The sequence below is a fragment of the Prauserella shujinwangii genome (assembly GCF_003001955.1).
GTDB lineage: Bacteria > Actinomycetota > Actinomycetes > Mycobacteriales > Pseudonocardiaceae > Qaidamihabitans > Qaidamihabitans shujinwangii.
This window is the reverse complement of sequence record NZ_PVNH01000005.1, coordinates 205939-223580: the sequence shown is the minus strand read 5'-3', so window position 1 is coordinate 223580 and position 17642 is coordinate 205939. Positions and strand designations below refer to the sequence as shown.

The window sequence follows — 17642 nt, the reverse complement described above, 5'->3', positions numbered from 1 at the left end:
CGCTCCGCCTTGCCAGGAACGATCCGGATCACCCGGCAAGCGTGAAACAACCTCGGACACGGAACACTAGTGATCCGGCCGCTCGTCCATGACCCCGTTGCGCCAGGCCCACGCGGCGATTTCCACCCGGTTGCGGGCGCCGATCTTGGACTGCACCGAGGCCAGGTGCGTCTTCACCGTGGAAAGCGAGAGGTACAGCTCGGTTCCGATCTCCGTGTTGGTCAGCCCGCGGGCCGCGGCCCGCACCACGTCCAGCTCGCGCGAGGTCAGCGGCTCCGCGGGCGGCTCGGCCGTCCGCCGGGGAGCCTCCCCCGCGAAGTGCCGCAGCAGCCGCACGGTGATCTGCGGCGAGACGAGCGCGTCGCCGCGGACGGCCGCCCGCACCGCCTCGATCAGCAGGCCGGCGCCCGCGTCCTTGAGCAGGAATCCCGACGCGCCGTTGCGCAGTGCCGTGTGCACGTACTCGTCCAGGTCGAAGGTCGTCACCACGACCACCTTCAGCGGGTCGGTGACGTCGGGACCGGCGAGCTGTTTGGTGACGGCGAGGCCGTCCATGCCGGGCATGCGGATGTCGAGCAGGCACACGTCGGGGCGCAGCTCCCTGGCCTTGCGCACCGCCTCGACACCGTCCGCGACGTCGGCGACCACCTCGATGTCGTCCTGAGCGTCGAGGATCATGCGGAAGCCGATCCGGACCATGTCCTGGTCGTCGGCGATCAGCACCCTGATCACGTCACTCCTTCTCCGCCTCGCCCACCGGCAGCCACGCCTCGACCACCCAGCCGCCGCCGGGGCCCTGCCCCGCCGACAGCCGCCCGCGCAGCAGCTCGACCCGTTCACGCATGCCGATCAGACCGTAGCCCGCCGACCCACCGGGTGCCCTGTCGCGTTGCTGGCGGCCGTCGTCGCTCACCCTGATGTGCAGTTCGTCGCCGGCCACCCGGGCGGAGACGGTCGCCCGGGTGGCCCCGGCCGCGTGCTTGCCGACGTTGGTCAGCGCCTCCTGCACCAGCCGCAGCGCCGAGCGCGCCACCTCCTGGGGCAGCCAGTCCGGCAGGTCGAGGTCTGTCTCGGTGGGAACGCCGTGGTTGCCTGCCTCGATCAGCCTGCGCAGGTCCGCGGCGAGGTCGGTGGTGGCCTGCTCGCTGAACTCGGTCGCGCCCGAGGGCAGGTCGCCGCGCATGCTACGGACCAGCCGGCGCATGGCCGAGAGCGCGTCGGTGCCCGCGCGCTCGATCTGGTCGAGCGCGTCCGCCACGATTCTCGGGTTCTGCTCGGCGAGCATCCGCGCCGCCTGCGCCTGCACCACGATGCCGGTGACGTGGTGGGCCACCACGTCGTGCAGCTCGCGCGCCAGCGCCATCCGCTCCGCGGTCTGCGCCTCGCTGACGGCGGACTCCACCACGCGAGTCCGTTCGGAGTCCCGTGCCCGCAGGAAGAGCCCGGTGGCCACCGCGATGCCGAGCAGGAGCAGGGCGGCGACGAACAGACCGCGCAGCGAACTCATGTCGCCCACCGGTGTGTTCGCGATGGCTCCCGACGCCACCACGACGGTGAGCAATGCGATCACTTGCGCCGCTCGCCGGGAGGACGCGGAGCGCACCAACAACACGGTCACCGCCATGCCCGCGATCACCTGCGTGACGGGGAAGCCGCCGAACTGGCTGTAGGAGGTGCGGTCGGCGGCGTTCACGGCCAGCGCGCCCAAGAACAGGATTCCGGCCAGCGCCACCCCGGACTGGACCGGGTACCGGGTGGCGAAGACGGTGGCCGTGGCGGCTCCGATGGCGGTGGCCAGCACGAACAGGCCCATGACTCCGCTCACCGCGGCCAGGTAGGTGTCGAGGAACAGCACGAGCGCCAGCGCTCCGACGAGCAGCCACTGCTGGCGCACCAGGGTGACGAGCTCGCTCCTGGCCCGTTCCGGCACCGGTTGCCGCAGCTGCGTCGCGACGGCCACGGTGATCGCCAGCAGGACGAACCCGGTGACGAGGGCCTGCACCAGCGACGACGTCGACCGGACCGGTTCCCGGCCTGCCACGGCGAGGAAGCCGGCGGTGGTGAGCGCGAGCGTCGTGACGAACACGATGCCGCCGCGCGCCGCCTGCACGCAGAAGAACACCAGCTCCAGCCCGGCGACGAACTCGGCGAAGGAGATGTTCGGCAGCAACGTGGAGTACGGCGTGGCCGAGTAGGCCCTGATCACCACGGTGCTCGCCACGAGCACGCCGGATCCCGCCCACGCCGCGGCCACCGGCTGCGAACGGCCCCACAGGGCGCACGCGGAAAGCGCGAGGATTCCCGGCAGCAGGAGCAGGTCCGTGCCGCGCGGACCGATGTCGTCGAGGCTGGCCGAACCGATGATCATCAGGTCGCACAGCAGCGCGGCGGCCAGCACGACACCCGGCAGGCCGAGCCACTGCAGGAACGCGCGGGCCTGACGTACCGCGGGGGTTGGCGTTGCTGACACAACGTGACCGTAGACGATCGCGCCCCGCACGCACCTTGGCCGACAGGCCGTCACCACATCGGCCGATCGGCCGATGCCGCGGTCCCCGAACGTGGCCGTCCGTCCGAAGTGGCGGGATCGCCCGGCACGCCAGGCTGATCGGCGAACCACAGGCGAGAAACAGGGAGTACGCGGTGAGACCACAGACCACCGAAGATCCACTGCGGACGGCCGGGGCGCGTCCGGCACTCTGCGGGCGCGGCCTGACGAAACGCTACGGAGAGCAATACGCGCTCGCCGGCGTGGACATCGAGATCGAGGCGGGCGAGGCGCTGGCGATCGTGGGCCCCTCCGGTTCGGGGAAGACGACGTTGCTGCACGTCCTCGCGGGAATCCTGCGCGCCGACTCCGGTGAGATCGAGCTGGCGGGGCAGCGGATCGACCGGCTGAACGAGACGCGGCGGGCGGAGCTGCGGCGGACCGAGTTCGGTTTCGTCTTCCAGTCGGGGATGCTCGTCGCCGAGCTGTCCGCCGAGGAGAACGTGGCGCTGCCGTTGCTGCTCGGCGGTCAGGCGCGGCGGTCGGCGCTGGCGACCGCGCGGGAATGGCTGGGCAAGCTCGGCCTCGCGGGCAAGGAGAGCCGCAGGCCCGGTGAGCTCTCCGGGGGTGAGGCGCAGCGGGCCGCGATCGCGCGCTCGCTCGCGCACCAGCCGAAGGTGATCTTCGCCGACGAGCCGACCGGCGCGCTGGACACGCGGACCGGCCGGGACACGATGGACGCGCTGCTGGGGGCCGCGGCCGAAACCGGAGCGGCCGTGGTGATCGTGACCCACGACCGGGAGCTGGCGGACTCGGTGCCCCGCCGGGTCGCCATCCGCGACGGCCGGATCGACACCGGGGTGAGCGCGGCGTGAACAGCTTCCGGCTCGCTCTGCGTGTGCTCCGTGCCGACTCGAGAACGCGGACGTCCGCCGTGCTCACCGGGGCCGGCGTCGCGGTGGCGACCGCGCTGGTGCTGTTGCTCATCGGACTTCCGTTCGCCACGCAGGAGCGCGGCGATCGGGCCTCGTGGCAGGAGCCGTCCTACGGTTCGGGGGAGGACGGCCCTGCCACGATCTCGGTTTCCTGGAGCCGGGACTACACCGACGGCGAGCAGATCACCCGGGTCGACGTCGCCGCCCTCGGCGATCCCGGCTCGGTGCGGCTGCCCGAGGGGGTACCCGCGTTCCCGGCCCCCGGGGAGGCGCTGGTGTCGCCGGAGCTCGCCCGGCTGGTGGACCGGCTGCCCGGTTCGCAGCTGGCCGACCGGTTCGGCGACCGGATCGTCGGGACACTGGGCGAGGATGCGCTCGAGTACCCCGAGCAGCTTGTCGCGCTCGTCGGGCAACGGGCCGACCAGCTGCCGATCGGTTACCCGCAACACGGGTTCACCTCCGGTCTCGGTACGGAGCACGACCTGCAGCTGCGGTTCCTCGCCGGTGTGGGCGTGGTGGTGCTGCTCGTGCCGAGCCTCGTGCTCGTCGCCTCGGCGGCCCGGCTGACCGCCGCCCGGCGGGAACGCAGGCTCGCCGCACTGCGCCTGGCCGGTGCCACTCCCCGGCAGGTGATCTCGATGGTCGCGGCCGAGACCGCGATCGCCGCCGCGGGCGGCGCACTGCTCGGGTTCGCCGCGAGCCCGCTGCTGCACGCGGCAGCGTCCCACGTGCCGTGGGGTGGCGGTACCTGGCAGCCGACGGACTTCCAGCTGCCGCTCGCCGTTTCGCTGCCGATCGTGGTGGCGGTGCCCGCGCTGGTGCTGCTCGCCGCCGTGCTCGGGCTGCGCCGGGTGATGTGGACGCCGCTCGGCGCGACGGCGGCGCACCGCCGCAAGCCGCCGCACTGGGCGCGCCTGCTGGCCCTGCCCGCGGCCGGCGGGTTCTTCTTCGCGATGGTCTCGGCCTCGGCTGACAGCGGTGGCGGGGTCCTGCCCGTGCTGGCCGGCCTCGGTCTGGTGATCGCGTCGGCGATGGTCGTGGGCCCGTGGGTGACCTCCGCGATCGGCGGCGTGTTCCTGCGGATCTGGCGGCGGCCCGCGATGCTGCTGGCCGGTCGGCGGCTGCGCGACGACCCGAAGGGCGCCTACCGTGCCTCCGCCGGTGTCGTGCTGGCGGTCTTCACCGGCTCGATGGCGCTGACGCTGATGCCGAGCCTGGAGTCGATGGCCGGTTCTTCGTCGCCGTTCCGCGATTCGGTGCTGTACCTGGAAGCGGACCGGGCCACGGCCACGGACGTGGTCCGGCAGACCAACGACGAGCTGGCCAGGTACGGGCAGGACGAGCGCGCGCTGGCCCTGGGCCAGGTGACGCTGCGCAACGGCAGTGACGCGATCCAGCCCGCGATCGTGGCCGACTGTGCCACGGCGAGCGTGCTGCTGCGGTTCGACATGAACGGCGCGTGCAGCGCGACGCCGGGGATCTACAGCGACTACCCGCTCGACCCCGAGCAGCTGACCGTCACCGGCAGCTGGGAGGCGGGCACGGCGGGGGAACCGTTCGCACCGGGGACGCCGATGCGGCCGATCCTGTCGAACGGCGCGGAGATCTCGTCCACGCCGATCGTGGACCCGGCGGTGCTGCCCGAGGGCGTCGAGTTCCAGCACGCGCTGGTGGCCGTGCCCACGACCGAGGAGAACCGCGAGGTGGTCCGCACCGCGCTCGCCGGGTCCGCGCACGGCATCGAGATCCAGAGCAGGGAGACACGGCTGGACCGGCAGCAGGGCCAGCTGGCCGACCTGCGCCGGGTGACGGTGATCGGCCTGGTGGCCGCGTCCCTGCTGGCCGGGTGCAGTGCGGCGATCGCGACGGCGGGCTCGGTGATGGACCGGCGCCGCACCTTCGGGGCGCTGCTGGCCGCGGGCACGCCGGTGCGGGTACTGGCGAGGGCGATCCGGACGGAGGCGGCGATGCCCGCGCTGGTGGCCACCGTCGGGGCGGGGGCCGTCGGGGTGATCGTCGCGATGGGTCTCTACAGCCTGATCCAGCCCGGCGCGGTCGTGCTGACGCCGTGGATCCTGGCACCGGTCGCCCTCGGCGCGCTCGTGGCGCTGCTGGCCGCGTCGGTGTGCAGACCCGCGCTGAACCGGGTCCGCTCGGAGCCGCTGGCCGACGAGTAGGACGCGTGGACGGCCTACCTGCCGGTGAGGCGCTGCGTGCACCGGCGCAGCGCCTCCCGCAGGGCCGCCACCTGCTCGTCGTCCAGATCGGCGAGCATCTGCCGCTCGATCTCGTCCACGTCCTCGTCGAGCCTGCGCAGTTCGGCCTCACCCGCATCGGTCAGGCTGATGCCGAGCACCCGCCGGTTGTCCGGCGAGGGCGACCGCGTCACCAGCCCGCGGCGTTCGAGGTTGACGACCAGCTCCTGCATCGTCTGCGGGCTGACGAACGAGCGGCGGGCCAGCTGGGCCGACGACATGCCGGGCCCGCCGCGCAGCGCGGTGAGCGCCGTGTACTGGGCGGTGGTCAGCCCGTGTGGCCGCACGGCCGCGTCGAGCCGGGCGCGGACGGCGAGCTCCAGCCGTTTGACGAGGTAGGCGGTGCGCACGTGTCCGGGGGTGGTCATCGGTCGGCTCCCGGCTACTCGCGGACGAAGATGAGGTCGTGGCTGGTGCGGCCCTCCTCCTCGGCGCGCCGCTCGAACTTCGTCACCGGTCGCCATTCCGGCCGCGGCGCCCAGCGGTCGAACCGGTTGCGCAGCTTCGGCTCGGCCGAGCACACCTCGAGCATCTGCTCGGCGTAGTCCGCCCAGTCCGTCGCCAGGTGCAGGGTGCCGCCCCCGGCCAGGCGCGAGGCGACGAGCGAGACGAAACCCGGTTGGATCAGCCGCCGCTTGTGGTGCCGCTTCTTCGGCCACGGATCGGGGAAGAAGATCCGCACGGCCGCGAGTGCAGCGGGTGCGACGTGCCGGGAGAGCAGCACGACGGCGTCCCCGTGCAGCACCCGCAGGTTGCCCACCCCGAGCTTCTCGGCCCGCAGCAGGAGCTGGCCGATCCCGGCCTCGTAGACCTCGGCGGCGACGTAGTTGACTTCCGGCGCGGCCGCGGCGAGCTGTGCGGTGGTCTCCCCCATCCCCGAACCGATCTCGAGGATGACCGGCGCGGCCCGGCCGAACCAGGCGTCGAAGTCGACCGGTCCCGGCTCCAGCTCGGACACGGCTCGGCCCGTCGACGGCCACAGCTGTTCCCACGCCCGCTGCTGGCCTGCGGTCATTCGCCCGCCCCGCTTGACGTAGCTGACCACGCTGCGCATCCGCGGCTGCTGCTCGCTCTCCACGAGCGGCACCCTAACCAGCGGTGCGCCGCCGTCCGCCCCGAGGCCCGCGCGACGGCAGCCGCTCAGCGCACGGCTTCGAACTCGCCCAGCCTGGCGCGCAGCCCGGCGAGGCCGGCGACCGCGATCGGCTGGGGGGCGCTGCTGTGGTGTGCGGGCAGCACGTCGATCCAGCCCTGGTGCCGGTCGGTGTGCAGGACCGTGGTGGGGATGCGGTAGCCGGCGCGGCCGCCCTCCGAGGGCATGAACTCCCAGTAGCCGGACTCGCCGTCCGCGGCCCACGGCACGAACTCCCAGCCGGGGCGGGACGAGAGCAGCCGGTGGACGCGGTCCTCGACGCGGAAGGCGTCGGTCCGCGACTCGAGCTCACCCCTGGCCAGCGCCCGCAACCACCAGGGCGAGGGCACGGGGTCGTCGCTCGCCAGCGCCGCGTGGTAGAGGTCGAGCACACGCTGCTCCGGCGCGCGGTGCACCCACGCGTACCGCAGCCCCGCGGGTTCCGTGGCGGAGATGGCGGACCTGGGGAGCTCGATCGCGCGGGACCATTCGAGCTCGACCATGGGTTCGAGCCGGGGCGCCTGGTTGAATCGCCGGTGCGGGCTGCCCTGCGCGGCACCGTCGAAGTCGATTTCTGCCACCGTCAAGGGTCACCTCCAAGGTTTCCGTGACGGGATCACTCCATCGTCCCGGTCCCCGAGGCTCACCGGTGCTACTCGTGGGAGACCTCACAACCGTTTTACGCAGTATTTACGCAGGTGGAGGGCCATCCGGCTCATGCGTCGCGCCGCCGCGCGGACCACACCCCCGCCACCAGCACGGCGAGGCAGATCGCGGCGAAGTAGGCGCCGTAGCCGAGCGGCCCGAGCGGCTCCCGCAGTCCGAACTCCGGCCCGCCGAGATTGCTGCCGAGGAACTGGCCCGCCGCGTGGAACGGCAGCCACACGTAGATGTCGTCGCCGACCCCGGGAATGAGCACCACCAGGCCCTCGACGAGCTGGGTCCACACGAGCGCGATCGCGAGGCCCAGCGCGGTACTCCGCAGCAGCAACCCGACGCCGACGCCGAGCACGGCCGTGAACAGGTACACCGCTCCCTGCCCGGCCACCGCGCGCCAGTCCGCCCCGCCGTCCAGCGCCAGTTCCGCTCCCGGAGCGAGCACCAGCGCGAGCCCCCACGAGCCGAAACCGACCACCAGCCCGACGACGGCGGACAGCGTGCCGACCACCACCGCCTTCGCGACCAGCGCGGGGACCCGCGCCGGCACCGCCTGGAACGTGGTGCGGATGGTCCCCCAGTGGTACTCGGTGGTCACGGCCAGCACGCCGAGCACGAGCATGACGGTGCGCCCGAACGCGGCCCCGGTCTGCACCGAGCCGACGGTCAGGCCGATCTCCTCCCCGGCGAAGCCGACGAACAGCGCGGCGAAGCCGAGGGAGGCCACCACCGCGATCGCCACGGTCCACCAGGCCGCCTGCGTGGTGAGCAGTTTGATCCGCTCGACGGCGAGCATCGTGATCATGCGCGGCACCCGGCGCGGTGGTCGACGGCTGTACCGGTGCGCCACATCAACGCCTCCTCGAACGAGCTGTGCCCGGCCACCGTATCGTTTCTGGGCGAACGTGCCGAGCGCGGAACCGGCACCGCGGCCACCATCCCCCACAATGGTGGAGTGGACACCGATCCGAACGGCGACCCGGTGCCGGACGCGCCCGAGGGCGACTACACCGGCGACGGGGTGCCGAACTTCGACTACGTGCGCGACCGCATCGAGAACCGGTTCGCGACCGCGACCGGAGCGACCGAGCTGGCCGAGGGCACGCCGGAAGCCGAGCAGCTCGACCAGCGGATGGCCGAGCGGAACCGGGCCGCCCGCGAACGCCTGGACGAGATCCGGCGGTCGATGGAGGAGTAGTGGCTCGCGCCGGTCCGGGCGTCAGGTCGTCTCAGGCGCGGCACCGTGGTCGCCCGCGTGGTACTCCACGGCTTCGCCGGTGAGCTGCATGAACGCCTCCTCGAGCGACCCGCGCCTCGGGCTCAGCTCGTGCAGGGTGGCCCCCGTGGCGAACGCCAGCTCGCCGATCGCGTCACTGTCCATTCCGGACACGGTCAGCGTGCCGTCGTCCTCGTCGACCTGAGCCCCCTGCCGCGTCAGCGCCTCCCGGAGCTCGGCCAGCTGCGGGCTGCGCACGCGCACCGACTGGTGGGTGGCGCGGTCGATGAAGTCCTCGGTGGTGCCCTGGTAGATCAGCTTCCCCCGGCCGATCACCACCAGGTCCTGGGCCGTCTGGGACATCTCCGAGAGCAGGTGGCTCGACACGAACACCGTGCGGCCCTCCGCGGCGAGTGCCTGCATGAGCTGCCGGATCCAGTGGATGCCCTCGGGGTCGAGCCCGTTGACCGGCTCGTCGAACAGCAGCACCTCGGGGTCGCCGAGCAGCGCCGAGGCGATGCCGAGCCGCTGCAGCATGCCGAGGGAGAACCCGCCTGCCTTCTTCTTCGCCACGCTGGTGAGGCCGACGAGTTCGAGCACCTCGTCCACGCGCCGTTGGGGGATCTCGTTCGACCGGGCGATCCAGCGCAGGTGGTTGCGGGCCGAGCGGCCCGGATGCCGCCACGCCGCCTCCAGCAGCGCACCGACCGTGCGCAGTGGACGGTTGAGGTCGCGGTAGTGCTGTCCCTTGATCCGGACGTCTCCCGCCGTGGGGTTGTCCAGCCCCAGGATCATCCGCATCGTCGTGGACTTGCCCGCGCCGTTGGGGCCGAGGAAGCCGGTCACGCGGCCCGGCTCGACGTGGAACGACAGGTCGTCCACCGCGAGCGTGCTGCCGTAGCGCTTGGTCAGTCCCGCCGCCTCGATCACACCCCCGATCGTGCCAGTGATCACCGGAGGTGGCCACAGATACGGCACGGAGGAGGCCCGGGCCGCCCCCGAATGCGGCCCGGGCCTCCGTTTCCCCGATACCCGGCCGGTGCCGATCCCCGAGAAAGTCGGCCGGGTGCTCCTGTGGTGGGACCGTGGATCCGGCTACGCGTCCCTGCGCCTGGCCGACGCGATCGCGATCCCCAGCAGCACCAGCGCGACGCCGGCGAAGTACGCCAGTGCCCAGCCGGGGCTCAGCGGCGAGGTCGACATCGGGGCGCCCGCCTCGGCCGCGCGGCCCGCGTTCGACGCGCCGGCACCGGTGAGGAACTTGTTGGCGACGTTGAACGGCATCCACTCGTAGATGTCGTCCCCGATGTTCGGGATCAGCGACACGAGGCTCTCGACGGCCAGGTTGTAGATCAGCAGCAGGGAGATCGCGCCCGCACTGTGCCGGACGAGGATGCCCACCGCGACGGCCATCACCGCGGCGAAGGCGTACACCGGGCCCACCCCGGCCACGTTGATCCAGTCGGCGGTGCTGTTGAGGGCGAGGTCGGCCTGGGGCTGCAGCAGCAGGGAGAGGCCCCAGCTGGCGAACGCCACGATCTCGCCGATCACGAGGCTGAGCAGCGCCACCACGGTGGTCTTGGCCAGCAGCGCCGCCGTGCGGTTGGGGATGGCCTGGAACGTGGTGCGGATCGTGCCGAAGCGGTACTCGGTGGTCACCGCCAGCGCGGCGAGCACCATGATCACGGCGAGGCCGAAGGAGTACCCGAACTGGGTGCTGGCGACGGTGGCCGGGAACTCCTCGTCGGCGTTGCCGACGACGAGCGCGGTGAAGCCGGTGGTGAGGACGAGCGCGGCGACCGCGCACCACCACGGCGAGCGCGTGCTGAACAGCTTGATGCGTTCGACTGCGAGCAGAGTCATGTCTTTCCTCTGGTTCGGCTGTGGATGAGGTCTGCGGTCAGCGGGCGGTGGCGGAGAGGACCTGTTCGGCCTCGGTCTCCAGCCCGGTGTGGTACTCGACGGAGTCGCCGGTGATCTGCATGAACGCCTGCTCCAGCGAACCCTGCTGCGGGCTCAGCTCGTGCAGCACGACGCGGTTGGCCGCGGCGATCTCCCCGATCTTCGCGCTGTCCATTCCGGAGACCAGCAGGCCGTCGTCCACACTGGCGATCTCGGCGCTGGCGTCCGTCAGCGCGCCGCGCAGCACGTCGAGTTGCGGGCTGCGCACCTTCACCGTGTTCTCGGTGGCGCGGGCGATGAACTCGTCGGTGGTGCTCTGCGAGATCAGCTTGCCCTTGCCGATCACCACCAGGTCGCTCGCCGTGAGCGCCATCTCCGAGAGCAGGTGGCTGGAGACGAACACGGTGCGGCCCTCGTCCGCCAGCCGGTGCATGAACTTGCGGATCCAGAGGATGCCCTCGGGGTCCAGGCCGTTGACCGGCTCGTCGAACAGCAACACCTCCGGGTCACCGAGCAGGGCGCCGGCGATCCCGAGCCGCTGCGACATACCGAGCGAGAAGCCACCCGCTCGCTTGCCCGCGACGCTGGTCAGCCCGACGATGTCCAGCACCTCGTCGACGCGGCGCTGCGGGATGCGGTTGGACTTCGCCATCCAGGTCAGGTGCGCGCGCGCCGAGCGGTTCGGGTGCACCCACTTGGCGTCGAGCAGGGCGCCGACGGTCCGGAGTGGATGGTGCAGCTCGTGGTACGGCTTGCCCTTGATCGTGACCCGGCCCGCCGTTGGGTTGTCCAGACCGAGCATCATCCGCATGGTCGTCGACTTGCCCGCGCCGTTCGGGCCGAGGAAGCCCGTGACTCTGCCCGGCTCGACGCTGAACGTCAGGTCGTCGACGGCAAGCGTCTTGCCGTAACGCTTGGTGAGGCCGTGCGCCTCGATCATCGTTCCCTCCTCGGTGCGGCTCTCGCCGCTGCTGTCCCCCGGTTGCCTCGGTGTTGACATGGTTTCGGACCCCGGCGCGCTCGCGCGTCATCCTGTGGTCCGAACTTCGCGCCAATCTCTGGTCGTAGCCTGGCTGACGACAGGGGTGCCACACGATCCGTGATGACCCTGAGCGGACCCTGACATTCGGCGCGGGCGGGTCGGGGAACGCCGTCCGGAACGGGGAGCGACACGCCCTCACGTCGGCCGGTGCCGTGGCCAGAGACTCACCCGATGGGGCCAAACGGCGAGCGTATCGCTGAGCTGGGTAGACCGGACGACACGCCGATCGAGAGCCCGGCAGTGGTGAAAAGCGTTGCCATAATATGGAGCGTGATTTCTTACAGTCAGGTTCTCCGGGTGCTCCAGCCCGTTGTCCCCGTGCTGTTCGACAGCGTGACCGAAGGGGTCGCTCTGGCAGCACGGGAACATGGCGAGCGGGGGTACAAACGGCAACACGACCCGCACTACTACGCGGCGACGGCGCGCCGGGAGGTGATGGAACGCCTGAACAAGGCCGGGTTGATGGTCCTCCATGAGGATGGTGACCGACCGCTGCTACCCATGTCAGCGCTACTGCTGGCGTACGACCGGCTCTCGCTGTGGATGTTCAAGGCGAGTCGGCGGGAAGCAGGTGGCGCCGCGCACGAGATCCCACTGCCGGGTAGATCAGTGCGCAAACAGAAGTACTGGCGGCAGGAACCAGTGCTGCCACTCGATGGTCTTCCGGCAGACAACATCCTGTTGCTGTGGTCGGAGGATCGTGGTGTGCTTTACCCCACGATGACGCTGGTGCGTCCGCTCGCCGGTGATCACAGAGTGGATAGTCTGCGTATCGACTGGGCGGGCCCGCTCCAGCGGGAGATGGCCACATTCAGTGCTGCTGACCTGGATGAGCTGCGGCCAGCAGAAGAGCACCTGAGGCTTGGAGAAGCGGACGAACGATGATCTACGGGCAGCGGGTTCGGCAACTCCGTGTCATGCACCAGCTGACGCAGAGTGAACTCGCTGAACGTGTCTTGTCGACTCAGGACCGCATCTCGCGCATAGAGAATGACGAGATTGTCTGCGGGGCAGAGCTTGCGGAGATGTTGGCGGTTGAGCTAGGCGTCACAAGTGAGTATTTGAAACGTCGACCGGCTCAGTCTCTCATTGCATTATCACCGCAATTTCGTGCGCGCAGCCGCGTCCCGCAGAGGGTCCGATACTCGGCCATGGAGTGGGCAAACTTTGTCAACGAAGAGTATCAGCGCCTCAGTGTCGGGACGACAGCTATTCCCGCACGGCTGACCGGCGTCGAAAACGAGCGCCCGGTTGAGGCCGCGCATCGGGTAAGGGAATCTCTTGGGTTCAACCAAGACGAACCTTTGCCATACCTTGTCCTGGCTGTGGAGCGACTCGGTGCTCGGGTGCTTTGCCTTCCTATTGCGGTTCCGGCTCTCGATGGATTTAGTGCTTGGTGTCAGGGCACCCCAGTTATCGCCCTGATGCGCGGCGTGCCAGCGGATCGCGTCAGGTTCACGGTCGCGCACGAGCTTGGCCATCTTGTCCTCCATCGAACGGGGCAGGTGGGACGAGATGTCGAAGCCGAAGCGGATGAATTCGCCAGTGAGCTCTTGATGCCACGACACAGTATCTCCGGTTCGATTCCGCGCAGTCCGACTTTGAACAGTCTGACTATGGTCAAGACGCAATGGGGTGTCTCCATCAAGGCGTTGGTGAGGCGCGCCAAGGAGTTGGGCCTTATTGATTCTGATCGTGCCTTGAGCTTGTACAAGCAGATCAGTAAACGTGGTTGGAATCGGAGGGAGCCGGGTTTCGTTCCCGAGGAGAAGCCTCGCGCATTCCGTAAGCTCGCTGAGATCAACTACGGTGCCGGGCCGAATGTCGAACTAATGGCTCACGACGCGGGCTGGTCACAGGAGCTTGCATTCGACGTGCTCGACGGTTACGCGCAACCAGATCAATTGCCGCGCAAAGCAAGGCAAGGCCGGTCCGCCGCACCCACGGACGCGGACAACGTGGTGTACCTGTCCCAGCGGCGGCGAAGTCATGCTGTTACCCCTTCTGAGCGTTCGACGCTCTAGGTGACGCCCGGACGGGCCAGCCCGGTCTCGTACGCGAGCACCACCGCCTGCACGCGGTCCCGCAGGTCGAGCTTGGCGAGGATGCGCCCGACGTGCGTCTTCACGGTCGCCTCGGAGAGGAAGAGCCGGCTCGCGATCTCCGTGTTCGACAGTCCCTTCGCGACGAGCTCGAGGACCTCCCGCTCGCGTTCGGTCAGCGCGTCGAGCACCGAGGCGTCGCGGGCGGGCGCGGCACCACCGCCGAGGAACCGGTCGAGGAGCCTGCGCGTCACGGTCGGCGAGACCACCGCGTCGCCCTCGGCCACGGAGCGCAGTGCGGAGACCAGGTGGTCGGGCGGAGTGTCCTTGAGCAGGAAGCCGCTCGCCCCGCCCTGCAGTGCCGAGTACACGTACTCGTCCAGGTCGAACGTGGTCATCACCAGTACGCGGGAGGTGCCTGCCTCGACGATCCGCTTGGTGGCCTCCACCCCGTCGAGCACGGGCATCCGCACGTCCATCAGCACGACGTCCGGGCGCAGCTCCTCCGCCAGCCGCACCGCGGCCGCACCGTCCCCGGCCTCGCCGACGACTTCGATGTCGTCCTGCGCGCCGAGCACCATGCGAAAGCCGACGCGCATGAGCTCCTGGTCGTCGACCACCACGACTGTGATCATGTCGCCAACCTAACGGGCAACGTGGCCCGCACCACCCAGCCACCGCCGGGGCTCGGACCGGCGGCCATGGTGCCGCCGAAGACGTTCGCCCGCTCGCGCATGCCGATCAGGCCGTTGCCGCCGCGGCTCTCCGCACCGGGCGTGGACACGAGTGCCCGTGCCCTGCCCGCGCCGTCGTCGCTCACCTCGACGTGCACGGAGTCGTCCGACCGCCGGATCCGTACCTCCGCCCGCGCTCCCTTGCCCGCGTGTTTGAGCGTGTTCGTCAGCGACTCCTGCACGATGCGGTACACCCCGAGCGACACCCCTGCCGGGAGGTCGGCGAGGTCCCCGTCCAGCTCCAGCCGCACCGGCAGGCCCGCGGCCCGTACCCGTTCGGTCAGCTCCGCGAGCTCGGCCGCGTTGGGCTGCGGCAGCCTGGGCTCGCCGCCGCCGTCCTCGTCGCGGAGCACGTCGAGCAGCCTGCGCAGCTCGGCCAGCGCGCTCCGCCCGGTCTCGGAGATGGTCCGCACCGCCCGTTCGGCCACGTCGGGCTGCGAGCGGATCGCGTACGACGCGCCGTCCGCCTGCACGACGATCACGCTCACCGCGTGGGCCACCACGTCGTGCAGCTCGCGGGCGATCCGGCTGCGTTCCTCGCCGACCGCGATCCGGGTCGCCTGGTCACGCTCGGTCTCCAGCAGGTGCAGGCGTGCCTCGACCTCGGCCTGGTAGGCGCGCCGGGCGCCGACGAACTCGCCGAGCAGCCAGGAGAACGCCACCAGCAGCACGGCGACGATCGAGTTGACCAGCCAGTCCTGCCGCCCCTGGACCACCAGCTGCGCCACCGACCCGACGATCATCAGGGCGAGGTAGACCGCGCCGTGCTTGCGGCCCACGTACACGACCACGCTGTAGACGCCGATGCAGCTGGCGACCAGGCTGGACAGGCCGAGTTGGAGGTTCGCGTGCACGGCACCGAGCACGAGCAGGGCGTACGCGACGGCGAGCGGGTGCTTCCGGCGGAACACCAGCGGCAGCACCATCGCCAGGTCGACCGGCAGCGCCACGTACCAGCCCACCGACGGCGCCGGTTCCGCGTTCGCCTCCTCCGGCACGGCTCCGACCGTCAGGAAGAAGGCGACGTCGATCAGCAGGAGCATCACCGCGATGACGCTGTCGCCCACCATGGGGTGCGCCCGCATCCACAGACTCAGCCGCCGCACGGAACCCACAGTAGGCCGCGCCCGGTCCCCGCGCGTCCGCCTGGAGTAGCACGTTGGGTGCGATCGAGGGAGGACGTGCATGGCACGATGCGGGCGGGAACACAGAGGGGGCACGGTGACGACAGCGGTGGAGCAGGGGCGGTCGGCTGGGCCGCTCTCGGCCTCGGTGGCGGACCTGTGCCACCGCCTGCGGCCGCAGGTCTCCGCCCGCACGGCCGCCGGGTTCGGCGAGGTGCTGCGCAGGCTGGGCGGCCCGCTGCAGGTCGCGGTGGCGGGCCGGATCAAGTCGGGCAAATCCACGCTGGTCAACGCCCTGATCGGACGCCGGGTAGCGCCGACCGACATCGGCGAGTGCACCCGCCTGGTCACCCGGTTCCAGTACGGCACCGTCGACCGGATCGAGGTGGTGTTCCGGGACGGCCGCAGGCAGGTGCTCCCGTTCGCCGCGGACGGCATGATCCCGGCCGAGCTGGGCGTCGACGTCGCCACGGTGTCCCACCTCGAGGCGTACCTCACGAGCGCGCTGCTGCAGGGCATGACGGTGATCGACACGCCGGGGCTGGGTTCACTCGACGCGGCCTCGGTGTCCCGCACCGAGCGGCTGCTCGGAGCCGGGTCCGCCGACCCGGACCCGGCCGAGGACGCCGAGGAACCGGACGAACTGGACGAGACGTCCCGCAACGCCGTCGCCGGGGCGGAGGCCGTGCTCTACGTCGTCACGCAGGGCGTCCGGGCCGACGACCGGCAGGCGCTCGCCGCGTTCACGGCGGCCACGGCGAGCAGGGAGGCGGGGCCGGTCAACGCCATCGCCGTGCTCAACAAGGCGGACACGATCGCTCCCGAGTCGGTGGACGGTGCGGACGGTGACGTGTGGCGGGCCGCGACGTTGCTCGCGCACAAGCAGGCCGACCTGCTCAAGCCCCGCGTCGCCGACGTGCTGCCGGTGATCGGCCTGCTCGCCGAGTCGGCGGAGACGGGCCGGTTCACCTCGGCCGACGCCGACGCGCTGCGGCAGCTCGCCGAGCTGGACGACGAGACGCTGGAGCTGATGCTGGTCTCGGCGGACATGTTCACGAGCTGGGAGTGCGACGTGCCCGCCGGCCTGCGGGTACGCCTGCTGGAGAAGCTCGACCTCTACGGCATCCGCAGGGCGACCGAGGCCGTCCGCGCCGAGCCGGGGATCACCGCGGGCGCGCTGCGCAGGACGTTGCTCGACGCCTCCGGCCTCGCCGGCGTGCGGTCCCGGCTCGGGACCGTGTTCGCCGCGCGCGCCGACGGCATCAAGGCGGCCGCCGCGCTCGCGTCGATCACCGCACTGGCCCACGCCTCGGGCAACCAGGCCGAGCGGCAGCGGGTGCACGACGCGATCGAGGTGCTGCTCGCCAAGCCGGAGGCCCACCAGCTGCGGGTGCTGGAGGCGCTCACCCTGGTGGCGTCCGGCGCGGTGCAGATGCCGGACGACCTCGCCGAGGAGGTGCTGCGGGTCGGCAGTAACGCCGACGTCGCCGCGCAGCTCGGCAAGCCGGGCAGTTCGAGGGCCGACCTGGCGGTGTACGCGCTGGAGCGAGCGGGCTGGTGGCGTTCGTTCGCCTCGTTCGGCGCCACGCCGGCGCAGAGCAGGGTGGCGCACGTCGTGCACCGGGCGTACTTCCTCATCTGGCAGCAGCTCAGGGACCCGGCGGGAGGACGACGGTGAGCTCGTGGTTTCGCCGGGATCGCGAGGGCGGCGGCCATGGCGGCGGTTCGGAAAGCCCCGGAACCGAACCGGTGGGTACGGCGTCGAAGCCGGATGTGGAGCCCGTAGGACTTGCCGCAGGCGACCGGATCGACCACGAGCAGGCGCTCGCCGACCGGCAGGCGCTCATCCAGCTCTGCCTGTACGCGCTGGACCGGGCGCGCAGCGGGGGTGTGGCCGAACGCATCGAGCAGGGTCTCGCCGCGATCGGCGTGCGGGCCCTGCGTCCGGACGGCGAACGGTTCGACCCGGCCCGGCACGAGGCGGGCGGAGCCGTTCCGACGGAGGACCCCGCGCTGGAGGGCACGGTCGCCGAGACCGAGGTGGTGGGTTTCGCCGACCACGAACGGCTGCTGCGCGCCCCCGTGGTGACGGTCTACACCAGGCGCTAGTGTCCG

Annotated in this window: 18 protein-coding genes; 7 read left to right on the top strand and 11 right to left on the bottom strand. The window is 71.0% G+C overall.

What is annotated here, in order from left to right:
* Nucleotides 1-66: 66 nt before the first annotated feature.
* Complete coding sequence (locus B0I33_RS13795) at nt 67-732, bottom strand: response regulator (RefSeq protein WP_106179147.1); 666 nt, start codon at nt 730-732, stop codon at nt 67-69.
* 1 nt (nt 733) lies between these two features.
* Nucleotides 734-2368 (bottom strand): sensor histidine kinase, encoded by a 1635-nt coding sequence (locus B0I33_RS13790; RefSeq protein WP_181193304.1) that lies wholly within the window; start codon nt 2366-2368, stop codon nt 734-736.
* A 275-nt stretch (nt 2369-2643) separates the two neighbouring features.
* Between B0I33_RS13790 and B0I33_RS13785 the strand changes: the two genes are divergently transcribed.
* Entirely contained in the window at nt 2644-3363 is a 720-nt protein-coding gene (locus tag B0I33_RS13785) for an ABC transporter ATP-binding protein (RefSeq protein WP_245900665.1), read from the top strand.
* Complete coding sequence (locus B0I33_RS13780) at nt 3360-5600, top strand: FtsX-like permease family protein (protein WP_106179145.1); 2241 nt, start codon at nt 3360-3362, stop codon at nt 5598-5600. The genes B0I33_RS13785 and B0I33_RS13780 overlap by 4 nt, the downstream gene beginning before the upstream one ends.
* A 14-nt stretch (nt 5601-5614) precedes the next feature.
* On the opposite strand, the gene B0I33_RS13775 is transcribed toward B0I33_RS13780, so the two are convergent.
* The 4 genes from B0I33_RS13775 to B0I33_RS13760 all read right to left on the bottom strand — a co-directional run bounded on the left by B0I33_RS13775 (nt 5615) and on the right by B0I33_RS13760 (nt 8272).
* Nucleotides 5615-6046 carry a MarR family winged helix-turn-helix transcriptional regulator gene (locus B0I33_RS13775; protein ID WP_106179144.1) on the bottom strand — a complete coding sequence of 144 codons (432 nt, stop codon included), beginning with the start codon at nt 6044-6046 and terminating at the stop codon, nt 5615-5617.
* Nucleotides 6047-6060: 14 nt separating this feature from the next.
* Nucleotides 6061-6756 (bottom strand): tRNA (guanosine(46)-N7)-methyltransferase TrmB, encoded by a 696-nt coding sequence (gene trmB, locus B0I33_RS13770; RefSeq protein WP_106179143.1) that lies wholly within the window; start codon nt 6754-6756, stop codon nt 6061-6063.
* Between the two features lie 62 nt (nt 6757-6818).
* A complete protein-coding gene (locus tag B0I33_RS13765; protein WP_219927192.1) occupies nt 6819-7313 on the bottom strand; it encodes a hypothetical protein in 495 nt (164 codons plus the stop codon).
* Between the two features lie 212 nt (nt 7314-7525).
* On the bottom strand, nt 7526-8272 hold the full coding sequence (locus B0I33_RS13760) for a hypothetical protein (protein ID WP_106179142.1): 747 nt from the start codon (nt 8270-8272) through the stop codon (nt 7526-7528).
* Nucleotides 8273-8422: 150 nt separating this feature from the next.
* Between B0I33_RS13760 and B0I33_RS13755 the strand changes: the two genes are divergently transcribed.
* Nucleotides 8423-8665 carry a hypothetical protein gene (locus tag B0I33_RS13755; RefSeq protein ID WP_245900663.1) on the top strand — a complete coding sequence of 81 codons (243 nt, stop codon included), beginning with the start codon at nt 8423-8425 and terminating at the stop codon, nt 8663-8665.
* A 21-nt stretch (nt 8666-8686) separates the two neighbouring features.
* Here the strand turns inward: B0I33_RS13755 and B0I33_RS13750 are convergent, their stop codons facing one another.
* The 3 genes from B0I33_RS13750 to B0I33_RS13740 all read right to left on the bottom strand — a co-directional run bounded on the left by B0I33_RS13750 (nt 8687) and on the right by B0I33_RS13740 (nt 11525).
* Nucleotides 8687-9613, bottom strand: a complete 927-nt coding sequence (locus B0I33_RS13750; RefSeq protein WP_106179141.1) for an ABC transporter ATP-binding protein — start codon at nt 9611-9613, stop codon at nt 8687-8689.
* 165 nt (nt 9614-9778) lie between these two features.
* On the bottom strand, nt 9779-10546 hold the full coding sequence (locus tag B0I33_RS13745; protein ID WP_106179140.1) for an ABC transporter permease: 768 nt from the start codon (nt 10544-10546) through the stop codon (nt 9779-9781).
* Nucleotides 10547-10583: 37 nt separating this feature from the next.
* On the bottom strand, nt 10584-11525 hold the full coding sequence (locus B0I33_RS13740) for an ABC transporter ATP-binding protein (RefSeq protein WP_106179139.1): 942 nt from the start codon (nt 11523-11525) through the stop codon (nt 10584-10586).
* A 273-nt stretch (nt 11526-11798) separates the two neighbouring features.
* Here B0I33_RS13740 and B0I33_RS13735 point away from each other — a divergent pair, with 273 nt between their 5' ends.
* Nucleotides 11799-12512, top strand: a complete 714-nt coding sequence (locus B0I33_RS13735) for a hypothetical protein (RefSeq protein ID WP_146147493.1) — start codon at nt 11799-11801, stop codon at nt 12510-12512.
* Nucleotides 12509-13651: a helix-turn-helix domain-containing protein gene (locus tag B0I33_RS13730; protein WP_106179137.1), complete on the top strand. Its 1143-nt coding sequence runs from the start codon at nt 12509-12511 to the stop codon at nt 13649-13651. Before B0I33_RS13735 ends, B0I33_RS13730 begins: the two co-directional genes overlap by 4 nt.
* On the opposite strand, the gene B0I33_RS13725 is transcribed toward B0I33_RS13730, so the two are convergent.
* Entirely contained in the window at nt 13648-14304 is a 657-nt protein-coding gene (locus B0I33_RS13725) for a response regulator (protein ID WP_106179136.1), read from the bottom strand. The two genes, B0I33_RS13730 and B0I33_RS13725, sit on opposite strands and share 4 nt — an antisense overlap.
* The gene (locus B0I33_RS13720) at nt 14301-15488 is read right to left on the bottom strand and encodes a sensor histidine kinase (protein WP_425440481.1); all 1188 of its coding nucleotides are present in this window, start codon (nt 15486-15488) and stop codon (nt 14301-14303) included. The genes B0I33_RS13725 and B0I33_RS13720 overlap by 4 nt, the downstream gene beginning before the upstream one ends.
* A 100-nt stretch (nt 15489-15588) precedes the next feature.
* Here B0I33_RS13720 and B0I33_RS13715 point away from each other — a divergent pair, with 100 nt between their 5' ends.
* Nucleotides 15589-17205, top strand: coding sequence for a dynamin family protein (locus B0I33_RS13715; RefSeq protein ID WP_106179134.1), 1617 nt, complete (start codon nt 15589-15591; stop codon nt 17203-17205).
* 71 nt (nt 17206-17276) lie between these two features.
* Nucleotides 17277-17636: a nucleotide exchange factor GrpE gene (locus B0I33_RS13710; protein ID WP_425440473.1), complete on the top strand. Its 360-nt coding sequence runs from the start codon at nt 17277-17279 to the stop codon at nt 17634-17636.
* Nucleotides 17637-17642 lie beyond the last annotated feature (6 nt).